At 59.9% G+C, this 20,048-nt stretch carries 13 protein-coding genes; 10 read left to right on the plus strand and 3 right to left on the minus strand.

The features are described 5' to 3' along the window. Window positions 1–96 precede the first annotated feature (96 nt). The 3 genes from AD670_RS18255 to pvdM are packed head-to-tail and all read right to left on the minus strand — an operon-like array spanning window position 97 to window position 3,640. Entirely contained in the window at window positions 97–969 is an 873-nt protein-coding gene (locus tag AD670_RS18255) for a formylglycine-generating enzyme family protein (RefSeq protein WP_053135367.1), read from the minus strand. Between the two features lie 31 nt (window positions 970–1,000). After that, the gene (locus AD670_RS18260) at window positions 1,001–2,272 is read right to left on the minus strand and encodes an aminotransferase class V-fold PLP-dependent enzyme (RefSeq protein ID WP_053135370.1); all 1,272 of its coding nucleotides are present in this window, start codon (window positions 2,270–2,272) and stop codon (window positions 1,001–1,003) included. Window positions 2,273–2,290: 18 nt separating this feature from the next. Continuing rightward, entirely contained in the window at window positions 2,291–3,640 is a 1,350-nt protein-coding gene (pvdM, locus tag AD670_RS18265) for a pyoverdine-tailoring dipeptidase-like protein PvdM (RefSeq protein WP_053135373.1), read from the minus strand. Window positions 3,641–3,782: 142 nt separating this feature from the next. On the opposite strand from pvdM, the gene AD670_RS18270 reads away from it, so the two are divergent. From AD670_RS18270 to AD670_RS18315, 10 genes are all read left to right on the plus strand, one after another. After that, the gene (locus AD670_RS18270) at window positions 3,783–5,414 is read left to right on the plus strand and encodes a hypothetical protein (RefSeq protein ID WP_053135375.1); all 1,632 of its coding nucleotides are present in this window, start codon (window positions 3,783–3,785) and stop codon (window positions 5,412–5,414) included. 537 nt (window positions 5,415–5,951) lie between these two features. Then, window positions 5,952–6,452 carry a type VI secretion system contractile sheath small subunit gene (gene tssB, locus AD670_RS18275; RefSeq protein ID WP_053135378.1) on the plus strand — a complete coding sequence of 167 codons (501 nt, stop codon included), beginning with the start codon at window positions 5,952–5,954 and terminating at the stop codon, window positions 6,450–6,452. A gap of 32 nt (window positions 6,453–6,484) precedes the next feature. Further along, entirely contained in the window at window positions 6,485–8,023 is a 1,539-nt protein-coding gene (tssC, locus tag AD670_RS18280; RefSeq protein WP_053135382.1) for a type VI secretion system contractile sheath large subunit, read from the plus strand. Between the two features lie 23 nt (window positions 8,024–8,046). Then, on the plus strand, window positions 8,047–9,402 hold the full coding sequence (tssK, locus tag AD670_RS18285; RefSeq protein ID WP_053135386.1) for a type VI secretion system baseplate subunit TssK: 1,356 nt from the start codon (window positions 8,047–8,049) through the stop codon (window positions 9,400–9,402). Further along, window positions 9,399–10,070 (plus strand): type VI secretion system protein TssL, short form, encoded by a 672-nt coding sequence (tssL, locus tag AD670_RS18290; protein ID WP_053135389.1) that lies wholly within the window; start codon window positions 9,399–9,401, stop codon window positions 10,068–10,070. The genes tssK and tssL overlap by 4 nt, the downstream gene beginning before the upstream one ends. A gap of 7 nt (window positions 10,071–10,077) precedes the next feature. Further along, window positions 10,078–11,799, plus strand: a complete 1,722-nt coding sequence (locus tag AD670_RS18295; RefSeq protein WP_053135392.1) for an OmpA family protein — start codon at window positions 10,078–10,080, stop codon at window positions 11,797–11,799. Between the two features lie 23 nt (window positions 11,800–11,822). Then, on the plus strand, window positions 11,823–12,314 hold the full coding sequence (locus tag AD670_RS18300) for an Hcp family type VI secretion system effector (RefSeq protein WP_053135395.1): 492 nt from the start codon (window positions 11,823–11,825) through the stop codon (window positions 12,312–12,314). Window positions 12,315–12,450: 136 nt separating this feature from the next. Further along, window positions 12,451–15,117: a type VI secretion system ATPase TssH gene (tssH, locus tag AD670_RS18305; RefSeq protein WP_053135398.1), complete on the plus strand. Its 2,667-nt coding sequence runs from the start codon at window positions 12,451–12,453 to the stop codon at window positions 15,115–15,117. A 2-nt stretch (window positions 15,118–15,119) separates the two neighbouring features. Continuing rightward, the gene (locus AD670_RS18310) at window positions 15,120–17,483 is read left to right on the plus strand and encodes a type VI secretion system Vgr family protein (RefSeq protein WP_053135401.1); all 2,364 of its coding nucleotides are present in this window, start codon (window positions 15,120–15,122) and stop codon (window positions 17,481–17,483) included. Between the two features lie 30 nt (window positions 17,484–17,513). Further along, on the plus strand, window positions 17,514–20,048 hold a 2,535-nt coding region (locus tag AD670_RS18315; RefSeq protein ID WP_053135404.1), incomplete at its 3' end, for a hypothetical protein.

Here is a 20,048-nt window from a genome sequence, read left to right on the forward strand (position 1 = left end):
GGGATTGCTCCCGATGGCGGAGTATCAGTCAATGGCGATGTCGACTGCCGCACCCCATCGGGAGCAAGCCCCCTCCCACATCAAATCCCGTCAGCTTCAGAGATCGCGCACTACCCTGAAGCCAATCCAATCCCCACGCGTCTGCGGATAGATGTTGTTGCGGTTGCCCGAGCGCGAGAACACCGGCGCTTCGCCCCAGTCATTGCCCCGAATCTGGTAGCCCTTGCAGTTCGGCTCCATCCAGGCGCTGCCGTCGGTGGGGGCACCGATATAGTTGGGGTGCTCGCAGTCGGCAACCCGCTCATAGACATTGCCATGCATGTCGTACATGCCAAACGCGTTAGGCGGGTAGCTGCCCACGGGCGAGGAATAGCTGTAGCCATCGGCCGGGCCATAGGTGTTGGCATGCTTGGCGATGCTGTAGCCCTTGCCCTCGTCGAACGGGAACGGGAATGGTCCGGTGGAGCCAGCACGCGCGGCGTATTCGCGCTGGGCTTCGCTGACCATGTGGTACCGCTGGCCGGTTTTTTTCGACAGCCACGCCACATAGTTCTTGATGTCGTCCATGTCCATGCACACCGCCGGCTGGCGCGGGCCCTGGGGGTAGCGCGGCTTGCTGGCGATGCATTCGCGGCCGGGACGGGTGTCGCCGTCGGCGATCTTCACGCCGGTCTGGCGGATATAGCTGTCCCATTCGCCGGCGGTGATGTGGAAGCGGCTCATGGCGAACGGCTTGGCGAAGGTCACGTCATGCATCGGGCCTTCGTCCGGCTCGCGGCCGACTTCATCTTCCGGCGTGCCCATGGTGAAGGTGCCGGCGGGCAGCACCACCATCTCCGGGCAGTCCTTGCAGTCCTTGAACACTTTGCCCGGTTGCGGTGTGGCGGCCTGGGCGAGGCCTGGCAGCAGCGCGCCGCACAGCGCGGTCAGCGCCAGGGCCGTCAGGGGTTTGAGTCGAAATGGAGTCATGTGGGCCTCTCGTGCAAAGGGGAAAGGAGGGTCACAACCGCTGGCTGAGCAGGGTCATGAAGCGCTGGATTTCGTTGGAATTATTGAGCAGGCCAGGCGCCGTGCGGATCACCGGGCCGACGTCGCGGTCCACCGCGTCGATCACCACACGGTTCTTCTGCATATAGGCCGCCACCGCGTCACTCGCCTGGCCCTTGACCCGGAAGAAGGTAAAGCCTGCGGACAGTTCGCGGCTGCGCGGGGTGACCAGTTCGATCTGCGGGTGCGCCAGCAACTGGTCCTTGAGTTCGGCGTTCAGCCCATGGATGCGCGCCTGCACCGGCGCCTTGCCCAGTTGCAAGTGCAGCTTGAAGGCCTCATCCGCCGCCCAGCGATGCTCGAAGGCGTGATAGCCACCGGGTGTCATGGTGGTGGCGAAGTCCTTGTCTTCGGAGAAGGTCGGCACCATGGGTGTGACGTACGGGTTTTCAGGATTGCGCGCACAGACCAGCCCGGTGCCGCGCGGACCGAACATCCATTTATGGGTGCCGGCGATAAAGAAGTCGCAGTGCATGTCGGGGAAGTCGAGGTTTTCCACGCCGAAACCATGCACGCCATCCACCACATAGAGCATGCGGTCCTTGTCGTCGCGGTTGCGGTTGTGCTCCTCCACCAGCTTGCCGATCTCGCCGATGGGCAGTTTCACGCCGCTGCCGGACTGCACCCAGGTCATGCCCAGCACGCGGGTGTTGGGGCGGATATTGCGCTGGATATTGCCCAGCACCTCATCGGCAGAGACCTGGCTGGCGCGTGCGAACAGTTTGATCCGGCGTACCTGAGTGCCTTCTTTGAGCACGCGGAAATCCAGCACGTTTTGGGTCGCGTAATGCTCGTGCACGGTGGTGAGGATTTCCTGGTCCGGGCGCACCTTGATGCCGCCATAGATCATCGCCAAGCCTTCGGAAGTGCTGCCGGTGAGGGCGATCTGCGGCGGTGTGGCCTTGAGGTAGCGGCCAGCCCATTCGCGCACCTGGCCCTCGCGTTTCCAGGTTTCCTCCAGGTCCCAGTCCATGGCGAGCCCGGGGTTGCGGTCAATCTGCGTGCGGTAGCGCTCAATGGCTTCGCGCACCGGCCGGGGGTGCGAGGCCACGAGGAAATTGGAGAAGTGCAGGTAATCCGGGTCCTGGTTGAATAACTGCTTGAACCCCGTCCATGGGTCATTCGTTGCGTTGGCGGCCAGGGCTTGCGGGAGGTATGCAGCACCCAGCGGCAGGCTGGCGGCAAACACCCCGGCCTGCTTGAGAAACGTACGGCGGTCGGTCATGGACTTGCTTCTGGATGATTAGCGGTTGGCCAAGGGTTTGGCGGCTTTTTGTACCTGGTCCCACACCCGCAGGAAGTTGCCTCCCCACAGCTTGGCGATATCGGCTTCGGAGTAGCCGCGCTGGATCAGTTCAGCGGTGACGTTGCGGATTTCGCCGACGTTGTTCCAGCCGTCGAGGCCGCCGCCGTCGTTGAAGTCCGAAGCGATGCCGACGTGATCGATACCAATCTTGCGCACGGTGTAGTCGACAGCGTCGCCCCAGTCCTTGAGCGTGGCCTTGGGTTCTTCTTCAAGAATGCCGTACAGCCCCTGGGCGTACTGGCCGAACTTCTGCTTCGGCCATGCCGCGATGATCGCGTCCCCAGGCATCAGGGCCATGGCCAGGTTGGGCAAGGGTGGCAGGTCGAAACGCGCGCGCAGGGTATTGAGTTTGTCCTGGGTCGGCTGGCTCAGGGGGCGTATATAGGCCGGGAAGCCCACCACCTGCACCACGCCGCCGCTGTTTTTGATCAGCTGCAACTCCTTGTCGCTGAGGTTGCGCGGGATGTCGACCGACGCGCGCGGTGCAGAGTGGGACGCCACCATCGGCGTGCGACTCAGTTGCGCGACTTGCTCCAGCGCCTTGGTCGACATCTGCGACACATCAATGATCACCCCCAGGTCGTTGAGGCGCTGCACGGCCTGCTTGCCGATGTCCGACAGGCCTTCGAGCGCATCGACGGAGTCATTGAAAAATGGCAGCGGGCGTGAAGAGTCGGACCAGGCGTTATTGCCGATATAACTGAAACCGAACATGCGCATGCCGCGTGCGGCCCACAGGTCCAGTTGGTTCAGGTCGTTACCCAGTGGGTAGGCATTGAGCATGCTGATAAAAATTGCGAACTTGCCTTCGCCATGCAGGCGTCGAAAGTCATCCGGTGTATAGGCAATGCCGACTTGATTGGGAAAGTCACGCACCATGCCGGAGATGATCTTGTAGCGCACTTCCTGCTCGTGACGTGCTTCCTCGACAAAACCGTCCGTGGGCTTGTGCGGCGCGTTGGGGCCATTCCAGATCTCCGGCCAGCCGAAGATCGTCAGGGCTGCGCCGGACAAGCGCCCGCGTGCCGCCTTGGCCAGGTCGAACTGGCCGCTGCCGTCCTTGTCCGCCTCGTTGCCGGCGGTGCCGAAGTCCATGGGGACGGTGATATGGCTGTCGAACGACAGCAGGCGGTCCTGCATTTCATTGGCTTGCTTGATCACTGCCAGTGGGTAGCCGGCATTGCCCTTGAACCAGTGATTCCAGACCAGGAAGCCTGCGCCGGCACCGATGGCCAGTGCCAGCGGCAAGCCGAGGTACAGCGCCTTTTTCGAACGTGGTTTTGTCATTGCCATCTCAGTCAGTTGAGGCCTTCGCTATCAGGGAAGAACGAGTGATACGCGGCAAAATTTAGGCGGGGCGGGCAGGGCGGTAAATTTCCCCGGCGTGCAAACGTTCTAGCTCTGATAAAGCCGTTTCCTAAGGTAGACAATGACCATCTCTCGACGTGGGTTCATCGCAGGCCTGGCGCTGACCGGCGCGGCTGTGCCGGCCGCCTTCTATGCCCATCGCGAGTTGACGCGAGAAGAAGAATTCCCCATCACCCCCGGCGAAGCCACCGTGGACCTGGCCGACACCGCCGGGCAGCATTTGGCCAACACCTTGCGCGGGGTGTGGAGCCTGCGCCTGGAAGGCCGCGATGCCGGTCTCAAGGGGGTGCCGCGGCAAGGCCTGGAGCTGCTGCTCGACATCGCCCCCCGTGGCCGTGGCCTGCGCGGTTACCTGGACACCGCCGCCAACCTGCGCGCTGAGGGCGAACCGCGCTACCGCGTGCTCGGTGACCTGCTGACGGGCGAGGGCGCCTTGCTCTACTGGCGCCTGATCGACCGCGACGCGCCCGACGGCAGGCCCGCCTATGAGTTCAAGATGACCCTCGATGAAGTCTGGGCCGCCTTCGGCAATGCCGGCAGCGGCACGCTCAGTGGGCAAATCCTCGACCTGGATCGGCCCCTGGCCCTGACCGAGCGCGACAACCGCTTTATCGCCCACAAACAGCTGTTTCCCGAAGCCCGCCAACGCATCGGCCTCAACCCGACCCTGCTGGCCTGGCTGATTGCCCCCGAGCACCGCCTGTTTCACCAGCTATGGCACGCCACCCGTGACCAGTGGCACAAACTCTCCGAAGAAAAACGCGACGCCCTGCGCGGCATCGGCTGGCAACCCGGCCCGCGCGGCAAGGAGCGCGACGCCCGTGGCAAACACAAAGACCGCAACGGCTCGGGCATCGACTTCTTCTTCATGCACCGGCATATGCTCGGCACCGCGCGGTCCATGCAGGACTTGCCCTCGTGGCCCGCATTCCCCGAACCGCAACCGGCGCTGGAGCGCGATCGCCTGGGCTTCCTGCGCTACTTCGACAACCACGACGGCTTCGCGCTGCCGCCCACTTGGTCAGCAGCGGACGACAGCGAGTACACCCAGTGGGTCAGCGACATCAAGGCCGCCGAGACCTACCACAGCAACTTCCAGGTCTGGGAGTCCCAATACCGCGACCCACGCTACCTGGCCCAGCGCACCCTGGGCCAACTGGGCTCCGAAATGGAGTTGGGCCTGCACGACTGGCTGCACATGCGCTGGGCCTCGGTGCCCCGCGACCCGTCCAACGGCGCACCGGTCCCCCTTGCCCGAGATCCGTCCGACTTCGCCGCACGCTGGTATGCCGCAGAAAACGACTTCCTCGGCGACCCGTTCTCCTCCCATGTAAACCCGGTGTTCTGGCATTTTCACGGTTGGATCGACGATCGCATAGAAGACTGGTACCGCGCCCACGAACGCTTCAACCCCGGCGAAGTCAGCCGCCTGGAAGTCAACGGCGTGGCCTGGTTCGCTGCGGGACGCTGGGTCGAAGTCGGCGACCCCTGGCTGGGCCCGGACACCCACGGTTGCAGCACCACCCCGGGGTTGCAGATGGGCCGGTCGATGGAGATGGACCCGGAGACCATGAAGCTCGCATTGCGCATTACCTTTGGTGCCGAAGATGAGGCGCTGCAGGGCTTGTTCAAGCGCGTGCCGAAGCGGCCTTGGTATGCGCGGCATTTGAAGGTGAAGGCGCGAGAGGCTTGATTGGTTGTCGCTGGATTTCAAGTTTTACGATTTAAAACGGCAGTGGCAGGAGGGTATTCTGACGCTGCCGGGGATTCAGACTTTTAGGGCGTTCTGTTTTTCCCTCTGAATGGCCGGTTTATCTATTCCACCTATAGTTCATCCCACTTATAAACTTAACGGTTATAAGTTTAAGCGTGTTCTTGTACGCTCCTGAAGTTTTCAAGCTTCTATCTGTTTTTATAAGATTCCTACAGTTCTTTTTAGAAGGTTCTGACGGTTAAATCTTACCTTGTTATTTAAACATTAAATCTGAATTGAAAGAGCTGTAATCTGGGCGATTTGTGGGACGTTTCCCTAAAGCGTCTCGGAAAGCTCTTGGGTGTGAATTAGGGGGTGGTAGAAATTGCTGGCGGTACTTCATTCTAATTAGGAAGAGATCGCCACATGACGCGTAGCGCTTTGGCTTCTCCAGTAAAGGAATCTATGTGGGTGTAGGTTCCAGTCTTACTTTTCTCTGATGGCATAAGTGCTGTTGGCAAGACTATGGATGGGGTTATGACTTTAAGCAGTTTCCAAAATGAAGTACCCAAGGCCAGGGTTAATATCAAACTCGACCTGCATACCGGTGGTGCGCAGAAAAAAGTCGAACTGCCGTTGAAACTGATGGTGATGGGCGACTACAGCAATGGCAAAGAACAACGCCCGCTTTCGGAGCGAGGCAAGATCAATATCAATAAAAACAATGTTGACAGCGTCTTGGCTGACTTCTCCCCAGGCCTCAAGCTCACAGTGCCTGACACCTTGAGCGACGATGCATCCGACACCCCTGTCGAGCTCAGCTTTCAGCGCATGAAAGACTTCGAACCCGAGCAGGTAGCGCGGCAGATTCCGCAACTGCGTGCCCTGTTAGCTATGCGCAATCTGCTGCGCGATCTCAAATCGAACCTGCTGGATAACATGACCTTCCGTCAGGAGTTAGAGCGCATCCTCAAAGATGATGCCCTGAGTGATGAACTACGCGCTGAGTTAGCCGACTTGGCGCCTGAAACTCATTAATTTAACTCGATTTTTTAAAGGGAAGTTCCGTTATGGCTGTAGAGAATTCCAGGGAACAGTCGCGCAGTGCCACAGTGCTGTCTGAAGCGTGCGGTGGCATTTATGGTGCGCTGTTTAACAAGATCAATCTGAACCCGGTTGCACAGTTAGGAGGTATCGAAATTTTTCAAAATGCTGAGGCGCTGTCTGAGGTTTCGGCCGATGAACGGGTGACAGCAGCAATCAGTGTATTTTTAAAGTTACTTAAACAATCGCCGTATAAAGTCGAACGTTTGGATAAAGTCCTGCTGGACGAACATATCGCCGCTTTGGATAGGCAGATCAGCCGACAGCTCGACGCGGTCATGCACCATCCAGACTTCCAGCGCGTCGAGTCGACCTGGCGCGGTGTGAAGTCGTTGATTGATCAGACGGATTTCCGTCAAAACGTGCGCATCGAACTGTTGGATATCAGCAAGGACCACCTGGTGCAGGACTTCGAGGATGCACCGGAGATCGCCCAAAGCGGCTTGTATTTGCACACTTACACCCAGGAGTACGACACTCCGGGCGGTGAGCCAATTGCGGCAGCAATCTCCAACTATGAATTCGACCGGAGTCCTCAGGACATCGCGCTGCTGCGCAACATTTCGAAAGTGTCCGCCGCCGCACATATGCCGTTTGTGGGCGCCGTCGGGCCAGCCTTCTTCGGCAAAGAGTCCATGGAGGAGGTTGCCGCGATCAAAGACATTGGCAATTACTTTGACCGTGCCGAATACATCAAGTGGAAGGCGTTCCGCGACAGTGACGATGCGCGTTACATCGGTCTGACCATGCCACGCGTACTCGGGCGCCTGCCCTATGGGCCCGATACCATCCCCGTCCGAAATTTCAATTACATCGAAAGCGTCAAGGGACCGGATCACGGCAAATACCTGTGGACCAATGCCTCGTTTGCCTTTGCGGCCAACATGGTCAAGAGCTTCATCGCCAATGGTTGGTGCGTGCAAATTCGTGGGCCGCAATCGGGGGGCGCGGTGACTGAGCTACCCATCCACTTGTATGACCTGGGCACCGGCAATCAGGTCAAGATTCCCTCCGAAGTCATGATTCCGGAAACCCGTGAGTTTGAATTCGCCAACCTCGGCTTCATTCCGCTTTCGTACTACAAGAACCGCGATTATGCGTGTTTCTTCTCGGCCAACTCCGCGCAGAAGCCGGCGTTGTACGACACGCCCGATGCCACCGCCAACAGCCGAATCAACGCGCGCCTGCCTTACATCTTTCTGCTCTCACGTATCGCCCACTACCTGAAGCTGATCCAGCGCGAAAACATCGGCACCACCAAGGACCGTCGTCTGCTGGAGCTTGAACTGAACAAATGGATTGGCGGGCTGGTGACCGAGATGACGGACCCCGGCGATGACTTGCAGGCCTCGCACCCGCTACGCGATGCCAAGGTCACGGTCGAAGACATTGAAGACAATCCGGGATTCTTCCGCGTCAAGTTGTACGCCGTGCCGCACTTCCAGGTCGAGGGCATGGACGTGAACCTGTCGCTGGTTTCGCAGATGCCCAAGGCCAAAGCCTGACTCAATCGTAGGGAAACGATGTCATGAAGATCGATCGCCCTCTATGGGCCGCAGGAGCATTGCTGTCGCCACAGCAATTTCAGCAGCAGACGCGCTATGAGGCCTGGGCCAATAACCAGCTCGCGCTACTGACGTGGGTACACCCCTGGGGTGTAGAGGCCGCAGACTTCGACCTGGATGCCTTGCGACTGGGCAAGCTCAAAGCCACTCAATTGTGTGTGCGGATGCCCGATGGCACTTGGATCGACACCGCATGCATGGATCGGCTTCCCTGCGCGTTGGAACTGGCGTGCCTGCTGACGGATGAGGTTCAGGACGTGACCGTGCAATTGGCCCTGCCACTGGAGCAAGCCAACGGCAACAACTGCGTGTTTGAGGACGGCAGAGTCGACCGGCCCACCCGTTATCGTCAGGACTGGCGCCAGGTCCAGGATATCTACGCTGACGAGATGCAGTCGATTGGCGTGCTGGAGCACGCGCTGAGCCTGCGCCTGCACACGGACGACAACGCAGATTACATAACGTGTCCGGTCGCGCGGCTAGTGCGAGACGGGAAGGGCGCGTGGAGCCTTGACCCCGGCTACGTGCCGCCATTGCTCAGCTTCGCCGCCCATCCTGGATTGTTGAATCAACTGGACAACCTGTTGACGCAATTGGCCGCCAAGCGGCAACGGCTCATGGGGATGCGACGGGAAAGCAATCAGCGCATGGCCGACTTTGCCGTGGCCGATGTCTCGCTGTTCTGGCTGCTGAATGCCTTGAACACCTCTCAGCCCCTACTGGCGGATGTTCGGGCGTTTCCCGCACGGCATCCCGAGCATGTCTATCAAGCGCTGATCACGCTGGCCGGCGGCCTGATGACGTTTTCATTGGAACACGATATCGACGAAATTCCGCCGTATCGGCACACGCATCTGGAGGCGGTATTCCCGCCGTTGATGCACAGCATTTCCCGTTTGCTGGAGGCCAGTCTGCCGTCGCGGGTCATTGCTTTGCTGCTGGAGGAAAAGGGGCCCAACCGCTGGCAGGTCACGCTGAATGACCCGCGCCTACGCGAACGCGACGGTGCCGATTTCTACCTGTCGGTGCGCTGCCGACTCCCGGCGGCGCAGTTGCAGGATCAGTTCCCGCGCCTGTGCAAGATCGGCACGCCCGACGCTGTCAATTACCTGGTCAATGCGGCACTCGACGGTGTGCCGTTGCAGGCGCTGAGCCATGTGCCAGCGGCGATTCCGTTGCGCCTGGAAAATCAATACTTCGCGCTTGATCTTGGTCATGCCAGCGGGCAGGCAATGCTGGACGAAGGCGTTTGCGCTTTCTACGTCCCCAGCACATTAGCCGACGTCAAGCTTGAACTGTTTGCGGTGCTGCGCTCATGAAATTGACGCCTTCCAAAGAACCAAACACGGATATCGATGCGCTGTTGCAGGACACCTACTTGCTGGTGGTTGAGTTGCGCCAGGGCGCCTCGGTGCAAAACAGCCGGGAGCTGGAGCAGCTTTGTACTGGGCACGTGGAGCAGGTGCGCCAGCAGCTCAAGCGGGCGGGCTTGGATCAACGCAGCATCGATCACATCAGCCATGCGCAATGCGCGTTGCTCGACGAGACGGTGCTGACTTACGCCGGCGATGATGCGCGGGCGTCCTGGGCCAGCGAACCGTTACAGGCCAAGTTTTTCAACCGCCACCAGGCGGGTGAGTTTCTGTATGAAGACATCCGCGAGGTGCTGCGCGGGCCTGCGCCTGATCGGCATGTGCTGACGGCATTTCAGCGGGTATTGATGCTGGGCTTTCGCGGGCGCTACCGCGATCTGGATGATCCTGAACGTGAGCAATTACGGGTTGCCCTTGACGCGCGGGTCACACCGTTCAAGGTCAGCCATGGCCTTGTTACCCAGGCGGGTGGGGACTGGGTTGCCGGCTTGTCGTGGCTGCGCGCACCGCTGATCCATATCCTGGCGATGGGCCTGGTGCTTGCGGCGACAGGGTGGGGATTGGATCACCTGTTGAGCGATGCGCTTGCCTCGCTCATGCCTGATCAGGGGTGAGGGGACGATGACCTTCAACCTGCATCGAATCCTGTCCCTGTGGGCGGGTGTCCTGGTCTTAGCTCTCCTGGTCATCATTCCGCTCGCGCTGTGGGTGCGTGCCGTTGGGGTGTTGATCGCGGTGTGTTGTGTCGCATGGGCCTGGGTATCGCTGAACCGTCGGACCGAGCGCCTGCTTGGGGCGGTCAGGTTGGCCGATAACATGGCATTGCCTGCGGCGTCGTTTCGTCACCCTGTGGTGCTGGTCTGCGGAGACAGCCTGCAAGGTCTGTTCGGTGAGATTCCGGCCGAGCAGTTGGCCCTACGTGTTACGGCCTCGGGTTGCTATGTGCGTGTCCCGAACGTGGCGCAACTGCCAGCTGTCACCGAGGCGCTTTTGGCACTGCGGCCGGGTTGGGCTGGGCAACTGGGCGTGATGTTCATCGTCAGTCCAGGCGCCCACAGTGACAGCGCCGTCCTCGCCGGTCAGGTGCGTGCCTTCAGCCATCAGCTTGCCGTAGTGCGCAAGCGCGACGTTGCGCTGCCGCTGTTGCTGATGAGCTACCTGCAAACCCAGCAGGGTGAAGAGCCCTGGTTCTGTTGGAGTAACGGCCAGGCCGAGACGCGTGTCCGTGACGCGGGTGCATGTGTCGGTTTGGATGAGTGGCAACGGCAGACTGCTGACTTGCCCCTCCAGGCCGTGCGGATGCAGGCGAGCATACAGCTGAACAGTGTCGTGGCCTGGCTGCATGAAGCGGTGCTGCCACACCTGGTCATTCGTAACGTGCGCAGCCCCTTGGCAACCCTCTGTGCGGTCAAGCTGGCGGCGGCGCTGCCTCAGGCGGCCTCGGGAAACCTATGGCAGCAATGGTTGCGCAGCAAGGTCGCATTGGCTGATAACCGGCAGGTGGCAACGGACGTGCAGTTGCCATTTCCCGACCCTTTGCTCAACCTGCTTGCACTCCGCCCGCGGCGTACCCCACTGCAACACGCAAGCCTCGTGGCGCTCTGGTTGTTCACCGGCGCAGGTGTCATCGCGCTCGCCAGCTCTGCCTGGCAGAACACCCTATTGGTGCGCCAAGTCAGTGACGACCTGCGGCGCTATTCGGCTATCCCCCAGCCGAGCCAGCGTAATCAGCGTGAGTTTCTTTGGCGTGAAAACGCTGTGAGCGTGCTCCGTCAGCATGCCCAGCGTCTGGACGCTTACTACCGACACGGCGCGCCCCTGGCCTTTGGCTTGGGCCTGTATCGCGGCGAACGCCTGCGCGCGCCGCTCCAGGCAGTGCTTGCCGCCCATAGTGAGCCGCCATCGACCGACACGCCTGAGCCACCCGCCACGGCGGTGCAGCTCGATAGCCTGTCACTGTTCGCTCCCGGCAGCGCCCAGCTCAAACCGGGCTCGACACAGGTCCTGATCAAAGCGCTGGTCGACATCAAGGCCCAGCCAGGCTGGCTGATCGTTATCGCGGGGCATACCGATGCCACCGGAGATAGCCACAAAAACCTACGGCTCTCCCACGCCCGTGCCGCCGCCGTGCATGCCTGGATGCAACACATGGGGCGCATCCCCGCCAGTTGCTTTGCGGTGCACGGATTCGGCGCCAGCTTCCCGATTGCGAGTAATGACACCGAGGCGGGACGTGCCGCCAATCGCCGCGTCGATATCCGTCTGGTACCGGAGACGGGGGCCTGCGAGCTCTCCCGCCCTGGGCCGGACAGACAACCCCCTGTCGCATCCCGCGACGTTTAAATTTCCGAGAAAAGGAGCTTCACATGGCAATTCCCGTTTACCTCTGGCTGCAAGACGATGGTGGTGCCGAAATCAAGGGTTCGGTGAATGTCGATAAGCGTGTGGGCAGTATCGAGGTGGTCGCCCAGGACCACAGCCTGTACATCCCCACCGACAACAACACCGGAAAACTGACCGGCGCGCGGGTTCACACCCCATTTCTGTTCTCCAAGGAAATCGATGCGTCCAGTCCCTACCTCTACAAGGCGGTGACCACCGGGCAGACCCTCAAGAGTGCCGAGTTCAAGTGGTACCGCATCGACGATGCAGGGCAGGAAGTCGAGTACTTCATCACCAAGCTGGAAAACGTCAAGGTGGTGAAAGTCGCGCCGAAAATGCACGACGTCAAAGACTCCAGCAAAGAGAAGCACAACCACCTGGAACAGATTGAGTTGCGCTACGAGAAGGTCACCTGGACCTACAAGGACGGCAACATCATCCACTCCGATTCCTGGAATGAACGCCAAAGCGCTTGATGCACTTGGAGCCGCAGGCAGGTTTTCGCCTGCTGGCTCCCGGTGTGCTGGGTTGAGCGTCCGTTCGCGGGCGTTCAGCCAATCACATCGAGTTGAAAACCCACTCACCTGGCACTCCGAACAAGGACGCAACCGTATGGCATCGAATTCCACCCGCTTGCTTCGCCGTCTCAACCCCTATTGCGCACAGGCGTTAAGTGCAGCAGCGTCGTTGTGCCAGAACCGTGCACATGCGCAGATCACCATTGAGCACTGGCTGCTCAAGTTGCTGGGGCAGGGGGACGGTGATCTGACCATCATCGCGCGTCGTTACGAGTGGAATCTGGAGACGCTGTGGTACGGGTTGCTGGAGCACATCGATCAGTTGCCCCGCAGCGTGCAAAGCAAGCCGCAGTTGTCGGGGCCGCTGCAGCAACTGATCAAAAATGCCTGGATGCTTGCCTCGCTGGACGACAACAACGACAGCCTGCGCTCCGTACATCTTTTGAGCGCGCTGATGGAAACACCGGGCCTGCTGGCGTGTGAAGCCGCGTGGCCGCTGCTCAGCCTCAGTCAGGTGCAGTTGCAGCGTCTCGCGGCACTGTTGGATCAAACATCCGAGGAGCGTCCAGGGCTGCAAGCGTCTGCCCCATCGGGCAACACCGCTGCGCCTTCCAGTGAACTCGCCATGCTCCCGCCCCGCGTCAGTCAGGAGGATGCGTTGCAGGCTGTGTTGGACAGATTCACCCACGACCTCACCGCGCAGGCAGCGCAAGGGACAATCGACCCGGTATTTGGTCGCGACGACGAAATTCGCCAGGTCATCGACATCCTCAGTCGCCGGCGCAAGAACAATCCGATCCTGGTGGGTGAGCCTGGCGTCGGCAAAACCGCACTGGTTGAAGGCTTGGCCCTGAACATTGCCCAAGGCAAGGTGCCGGACAGTCTCAAATCGGTCAGTGTGCGTACCCTTGACCTGGGCTTGTTACAAGCCGGGGCAGGGGTCAAGGGCGAGTTTGAACAACGCCTGAAAAGCGTGATCGACGCCGTACAACAGTCCGAAAAACCGGTGCTGCTGTTTATCGATGAGGCCCATACCCTGATCGGCGCCGGTAACCAGGCCGGCGGTGCCGATGCGGCCAACCTGCTCAAGCCGGCCCTGGCCCGTGGCGAATTGCGCACCATCGCCGCCACCACCTGGAGCGAATACAAACAGTATTTCGAGCGCGATGCCGCACTGGAACGGCGCTTCCAACGGGTCAAGGTCGATGAGCCGGACGACGCGAATGCATGCCTGATGCTACGAGGCCTCAAGGCGCGCTACGCTCACCATCACGGCGTGCATATCCAGGATACGGCGGTGCAGGCTGCGGTCAGCCTGTCGCGACGCTACCTGACCGGCCGCCAACTGCCTGACAAAGCGGTCGACCTGCTGGACACCGCCAGTGCCCGCGTGCGCATGAGCCTGGACTGCGAGCCGCAGGCGTTGACCCATCTCAGCGCCCGGCAAGTAGCCCTGGAACTGGAGGTCCAAGCGCTGGAACAGGATCAGCGATTGGGCGGCGAGGAGGCCGATGAGCGCCTGACGGTGATAGCCGCCCAACACGCCGACCTGCAACGCCAGTATCTCGATCTGGAACAGCAATACCGACAGGAACTGAACCTCACCCAACAACTGATAGATGCGCGTCAGGCACAGCCACCGCAACGCGAGACCTGTGCGCACCTGCAACGGCAGTTGAGCGACATTCAGGGCAACCAACCGCTGCTGTCGCTGGATGTCGACGCGCGCAGCGTGGCGCAAGTGATCGCCGACTGGACCGGTGTGCCGCTGGGCAGTCTGCTCAAGGACGAACAGGCCAACCTGCTGATGCTGGAACAGCGATTGGCAGAGCGCGTTATCGGACAGGCTTCGGCACTGAACGCCATGGCGCAGCGCCTGCGCGCGGCCAAAACCGGGCTCACCGATGACAAGGCGCCGCTGGGTGTGTTCCTGCTGGTAGGCACCAGCGGCGTAGGCAAGACCGAAACAGCCCTGGCGCTGGCTGACAGCCTGTTCGGTGGCGAGAAATCGCTGATCACCCTCAACTTTTCCGAGTACCAGGAAGCCCATACCGTCAGCCAACTCAAAGGCTCGCCACCCGGCTACGTCGGTTACGGCCAAGGCGGTGTTTTAACCGAAGCCGTGCGGCAGCGGCCTTACAGCGTTGTACTGCTCGACGAAGTGGAAAAGGCCCATCGCGACGTGCTCAATCTGTTTTATCAGGTCTTTGATCGCGGCTTTATGCGCGACGGTGAAGGCCGCGAGATCGACTTTCGCAACACGGTCATTCTGATGACCTCCAACCTCGGCAGCGAGCTGCTGCACACCTGTGTGCAGGCGCAACCCGACGCATCGGACAGCATGCTGCACGAACACCTGCGGCCGCTCCTGCTCGACCACTTCCAGCCGGCGCTGCTGGCACGCTTTCAGACCCTTATCTATCGCCCGCTGCAAGCCGATGCACTCAAGCGCATCGTGACCATCAAGCTGGCCCAGGTCGCCAAACGCCTGCAACGCCATTACGGCCTGGATTGCCAGATCGACGACGCCCTGAGTGACGCGCTGGTTGCCGCCTGCCTGCTGCCCGATTCGGGCGCACGCAACATCGACAGCCTGCTCAACGAACAGATCCTGCCGGTACTCAGCCAACAACTGCTGGAGCGTCGAGCCGCGCAGCGGCGCACCTATGGCGTGCGCCTCGGTTATAGCGCCGATGACGGTATCAGCCTGCACTTCGATGACGTTCAAGACACGGTTCAGTCCGTCGCCTCGGAGGTGTGAGCATGCTGACTTTCTTCGATCACAGCCGACACACCCTATGGGTGCGCAACGTTGCTGCCTCGATGGACGTCCTCGCCTTCGAAGGCCAGGAACGCCTAAGCGAACCCTTCGCCTATCACATCGAATTCACCAGCACCGAACGCGACCTCGCCGCCGAAACCCTGCTCGGCAAAGACGCCCGTTTCAGCCTGCACACCCCGCCGAAAAAGCTGCCCCTGTTGGGTTTGACGCCACCTCCCATCAAACCCCTGCGCACCCTGCACGGGGTGATCACCCGCTTCAAGCGCCAGTCCGGCTCCAACGACCAGGCCAGTTATGCAATCACCTTGCAACCACGCCTGGCCCTGCTCGGGCGAGGTCGCCAGTTCCGCATCTACCAGCACCAATCGGTGCCGCAAATCGTCGAAAGCATCCTGCGCAGCCGCCACGACTTTGAAGGCCAGGACTTTCTCTTCAGCCTCAAACGCGACTACCCCCGGCGCGAACAGGTCATGCAATACGGCGAAAGCGACCTGGCCTTCATTACCCGCCTGCTGGCCGAGGTGGGCATCTGGTACCGCTTCACCAGCGACGAGCGCCTGCGCATTGATGTGGTCGAATTTTGCGACGATCAACGCCTCTACCAGTTCAACGTCGAACTGCCGTACCGCCCACAATCCGGCCTCAGCAGCAGCGACCAGGACTGTGTGTGGAACCTGCAATCCCACCATCAGGTGGTCGAGCAACAGGTGCATTTTCGCGCCTACCACCACCGCGACGCCCGCGCGCACCTGACCGGCGACATTGACCAGACCCGCGGCGCCAAAACCACCTACGGCGAGGCCTACCACTACGCCGAACCCTACACAGCCCTCGGCGACCGGCTCGATCAGGACGAAGACCTGCTCAGCGAAAGCGGCTACTTCTACGCGCGTTTGCGCCACGAGCGCTACCTCAACGATCAGACCCAACTCAACGGCATCACCAGCAGCGCCACCCTGGCGCCGGGCCAGGTACTCAAAGTCACCGGCGGCGCGCCCCAGGCTTTTACACCTGGAGCGGTGATCACCGGCCTGACAACCACCGCCACCCGTGACAGCAGCTCCATCGCCACCTTCGAGGCCATCCCCTATTCAGAAAGCGTGTGCTTTCGCCCGGCACTCAAGGACAAACCCCTGGTCGCCGGCAGTATCCCCGCCCGCGTCACCAGCAACCAGGCCAACGACCCCTACGCCCATATCGACCTGGAAGGGCGCTACCGGGTGCAGTTCCTGTTCGATCGCGACACGTGGACGCTGGGTCAAGAAAGCCTCTGGCTACGCCTGGCCCGGCCCTACGCCGGCGACACCCACGGCCTGCACCTGCCGCTGATTGCCGGCACCGAAGTGGCGGTGGCCTTCGAACAAGGCGACCCCGACCGCCCCTACATCGCCCACGCCCTGCACGACAGCCAGCACGTCGACCACGTGACCTTGCGCAACTACAAACGCAACGTCCTGCGCACCCCGGCAAACAACAAACTGCGCATGGACGACACGCGGGGGCAGGAGCACGTCAAGCTGAGTACCGAGCACAGTGGCAAGAGCCAGTTGAGTCTTGGGCATCTGGTGGATGGTGAGCGCCAACCGCGAGGCCAGGGAGCCGAATTGCGTACCGATGGCCATGCCGCCATCCGTGCGGGCAGCGGCATCTTCATCAGTGCTGACGCACAGCCCAAAGCGCAGGGGCAGATGCTTGAAATGAGCGCCGCGCTGGGCCGGTTACAGCGGGCGGGCGAACAGTTGGCCGGGTTGTCGGTAGACGCCCAGGCAGCCCATGCAGACCCCGCCGATGTACAAGCGCAGTTGAAGTTGCTCAAGCAAGACCTGGAGCAACTCAAGTCGTCCGTGCTGATGTTCAGCGCGCCTGATGGCGTTGCCATGACCAGCGGCCAGCACCTGCAATTGGCGGCGCAAGACAACCTGATGATCAACGCTGGGGCCGAGGCAGATATCAGCGTGGTCAAGCGACTGTTCATCGGTGTGGGTCAGGGGGTAAGCCTGTTTGTGCGCAAGCTGGGGATCAAGCTGATCGCAAATCAGGGGGCGGTAAAGATCCAGGCGCAAAACGACAGGCTGGAGTTACTTGCGCGTCACGGCTTGGACATCACCAGTACCGAGGACGAGATTCATATCACGGCGAAAAAGAAGATCACCCTCAACGCAGGGGGCAGCTACATCACCCTCAATCCGAGCAGCATCGAGTCTGGGACTCAGGGGGACTACCTCATCAAGTCGGCGTACTTCGACTTCCTGGCTCCAGCCCAACAAGTTCTGGATATGCCGCAGCCACCTCAATTGACCGAGCATAAATCCAAGGCCAACGGGCCTGCGGATTTCTCTGGCTGATCCCTTTGCGAACCAGGAGCGACTCACATCATGGCTAACTTGTTCTCTGTGTTTTTTAACCTTTTAAACCCTGGCCGAAAGGCGCCGATTTATGTGCCGGACGCATTGACTTCAACAGCGCCGCAGATACCGTTGGAAGAGGCTCCCGCGTTAACGCAAACAAATACCAACACACTGCAACCGCTGAAAAGTTGGAGCCATCCCTTTAAGGACAAAAGCAACTCACTGCTTCAACTAACCCAAATGGCCAAGGCAGCAGCCGGTTACTACCCATTGGGCCGCAATGGCCTTTGGCACGGCGGGGTGCATTTCGACAGCGGCACGGCCGGTACCTTGGATCAATCCAGCGTGCATTGCCTGGCCGACGGAGAGGTGGTGGCCTATCGCATTGATGCGTGCTCGCCGACCACCGCTTACTTCACTGAAGAACTGTGCGTACACAAGCCCTTTTCACGTAACTTTGTACTGGTCCGCCATCGCCTCGAAGCGCCCAGGATTGAGGGGAGCCCAGACATACCGCCGAGCCTGATCTTTTATAGCCTGTATATGCACCTGCAGGACTGGGCGGTTTACCGGAATGACTCTTCCATCCGCCGTCCGGCATTTTGGCCCGAGGGGCAGATCCGCCGGGTCAAGATGACGGTTAGCGACGTACATGCAGGCCCTCCTGAGCAACGAGGCCTGAATGTGCGTAACCAGGCGCAGGGCGGCAGGGTATTGGCGCTGCTGCCACGGGGCGAGGAGGTGACCGTCAGCGGTGAGGGTGAGTATCGCAAGCTGGAAAACACTAACGGACCAGATGTACTGAAAAATGCCGACGGCTCACTGCTCGGTTTCCTTTCGGTTGACTATCTTGTCCCCACCGTCGGGGATGAGTATCGGGTCAAAGCGACTCCCTCACTGCGTGTCCGCGCAGAAGCGAACACCAGCAGCGCCGTCCTTATGGAGTTACCCGATGGCACGGAAGTTACCGTCAGCGGTGAAGGCAGGTTCCGCAAGTTGGAGCGTGTTAATCAATACGTTCACTTCAACTCGCTGGAAGGCGCCCCGGAACCGCTAGCCGACCGCATCTTGGTGCTCGATCAGCCCATCCCGATCAAGGCGGGCGATTTGATCGGTCACATTGGCGAGTATCAAGGCGGCAATGCCGAGCACCCGGAAAAGAAGCTGCACCTGGAAGTGTTCAGTGCCGACCACGTGGAGCCATTTATCGAGGCAAGCCGTGCCTGGTCCCAGCGACTACCTGCTGCCAGCAAGACCTGGCTGAAATTCTCCAAGGGCACCGCAGTAGTGACGCATCAGGAGCGTTTCAGCGCCACACAACCTCCCACGCTCAGCGCCGCCAGCACGCCCAGTGATGCTGATCTACTGGTGCCCAAAAGCCTGATTGATGGCCTGCCGGCAGACAAAAAAATCGTAGTCACCGCAACGCCAGATCGAAGCGCCTGTAACTGGTATTGGCTTGATGGGCTATTCCACGACGCAAACGGTGTGTTACTCGATGGTTGGGTGCGTGAAGAGGTGGGTGTCACGCCGTGGTTCAGTCCATGGTCGTGGGAGGGCTACGACGTCGTCTTCAACTATGACTCCCCTCGGCAAACCCTGGCGTCTTTTTTTCGAGCGGCTGGTCGTTTTAATGAAGAGCAACTTGAACGCCACGGCCCGTGGGCCGACATGTCGGATAAAGGGCCGATGAAGAATCGTCTGTACGACATCATTGATCGAGACCGTGATGGAGTGTTGACGGCTGAAGAGTTGCAGGCGGCGATTCGACGACCGGCACACGCGCAGTCGCTGTCACAACTGATCATCCACTACGAAAGTGAGTGGCGCCACGAACCGCATAAGTGGGACGCATTGGATGAAGTACTGGGGCATAGCGGCTCGACTCCACTTTTGAACTGGGTGGCGGAGAAGGAGCGGATCAGGGAGATCAGTTGGTGGAATGAGGTGGCGGAGGTAGTTGGATTGCCGAAACACGGGCAAGTTTATCATCTGCATCCAATAGGCATGCTCAGTTGCTTTGCCGCAGCCTCTGAGCGTCAACTAATAACCCGTGCCATGCTAAAAAAAGCGAGATCTACTATAGAAGACTCTTATTGTGAAGCAATATTGCCCATTTTAAATAAATATGCAAAATTATATAGTGTTGATACTCCTCTTAGAGTTTCTCATCTGTTGGCGCAGGTTGGTCACGAAAGTGGGTTTAAGGTGCGGGAAGAAAACCTGAACTATACACCAGTTCGTATGAGGAAAATTTTTGGCTGTCGAAATAATCAAGCCGGCTATGATGATTCAAAGGATGAGTGTGTTTATTTTCCTAGACTTCGCCCTAAGCTTTGGAGTGATTCAGGCATGTATGCCAATAATCCCACTAATTTAGGAAGTTATGTTTATGCCAATAGGAATGGTAATGGAGATGAGGCAAGCCAAGAAGGATATAAATATCGCGGGCGAGGAATTATACAGTTGACTGGAAAAAACAATTATCGTGAGTATTCTCGTATACATAATCAAAAAGATCCTTCCGATCCTAGAGATTTTCTGGATAACCCAGATTTAATA

The sequence above is a fragment of the Pseudomonas sp. MIACH genome, assembly GCF_001269925.1.
GTDB lineage: Bacteria > Pseudomonadota > Gammaproteobacteria > Pseudomonadales > Pseudomonadaceae > Aquipseudomonas.

What these genes read in the sequence shown, in the direction of transcription:
- AD670_RS18295 (WP_053135392.1), top strand. Translation starts at nt 10,078, where the DNA reads ATGACCTTCAACCTGCATCGAATCCTGTCCCTGTGGGCGGGTGTCCTG.
- tssL (WP_053135389.1), top strand. Translation starts at nt 9,399, where the DNA reads ATGAAATTGACGCCTTCCAAAGAACCAAACACGGATATCGATGCGCTG.
- pvdM (WP_053135373.1), bottom strand. Translation starts at nt 3,640, where the DNA reads ATGACAAAACCACGTTCGAAAAAGGCGCTGTACCTCGGCTTGCCGCTG.
- tssC (WP_053135382.1), top strand. Translation starts at nt 6,485, where the DNA reads ATGGCTGTAGAGAATTCCAGGGAACAGTCGCGCAGTGCCACAGTGCTG.
- AD670_RS18255 (WP_053135367.1), bottom strand. Translation starts at nt 969, where the DNA reads ATGACTCCATTTCGACTCAAACCCCTGACGGCCCTGGCGCTGACCGCG.
- AD670_RS18310 (WP_053135401.1), top strand. Translation starts at nt 15,120, where the DNA reads ATGCTGACTTTCTTCGATCACAGCCGACACACCCTATGGGTGCGCAAC.
- tssB (WP_053135378.1), top strand. Translation starts at nt 5,952, where the DNA reads ATGACTTTAAGCAGTTTCCAAAATGAAGTACCCAAGGCCAGGGTTAAT.
- tssK (WP_053135386.1), top strand. Translation starts at nt 8,047, where the DNA reads ATGAAGATCGATCGCCCTCTATGGGCCGCAGGAGCATTGCTGTCGCCA.
- AD670_RS18300 (WP_053135395.1), top strand. Translation starts at nt 11,823, where the DNA reads ATGGCAATTCCCGTTTACCTCTGGCTGCAAGACGATGGTGGTGCCGAA.
- AD670_RS18260 (WP_053135370.1), bottom strand. Translation starts at nt 2,272, where the DNA reads ATGACCGACCGCCGTACGTTTCTCAAGCAGGCCGGGGTGTTTGCCGCC.
- tssH (WP_053135398.1), top strand. Translation starts at nt 12,451, where the DNA reads ATGGCATCGAATTCCACCCGCTTGCTTCGCCGTCTCAACCCCTATTGC.
- AD670_RS18270 (WP_053135375.1), top strand. Translation starts at nt 3,783, where the DNA reads ATGACCATCTCTCGACGTGGGTTCATCGCAGGCCTGGCGCTGACCGGC.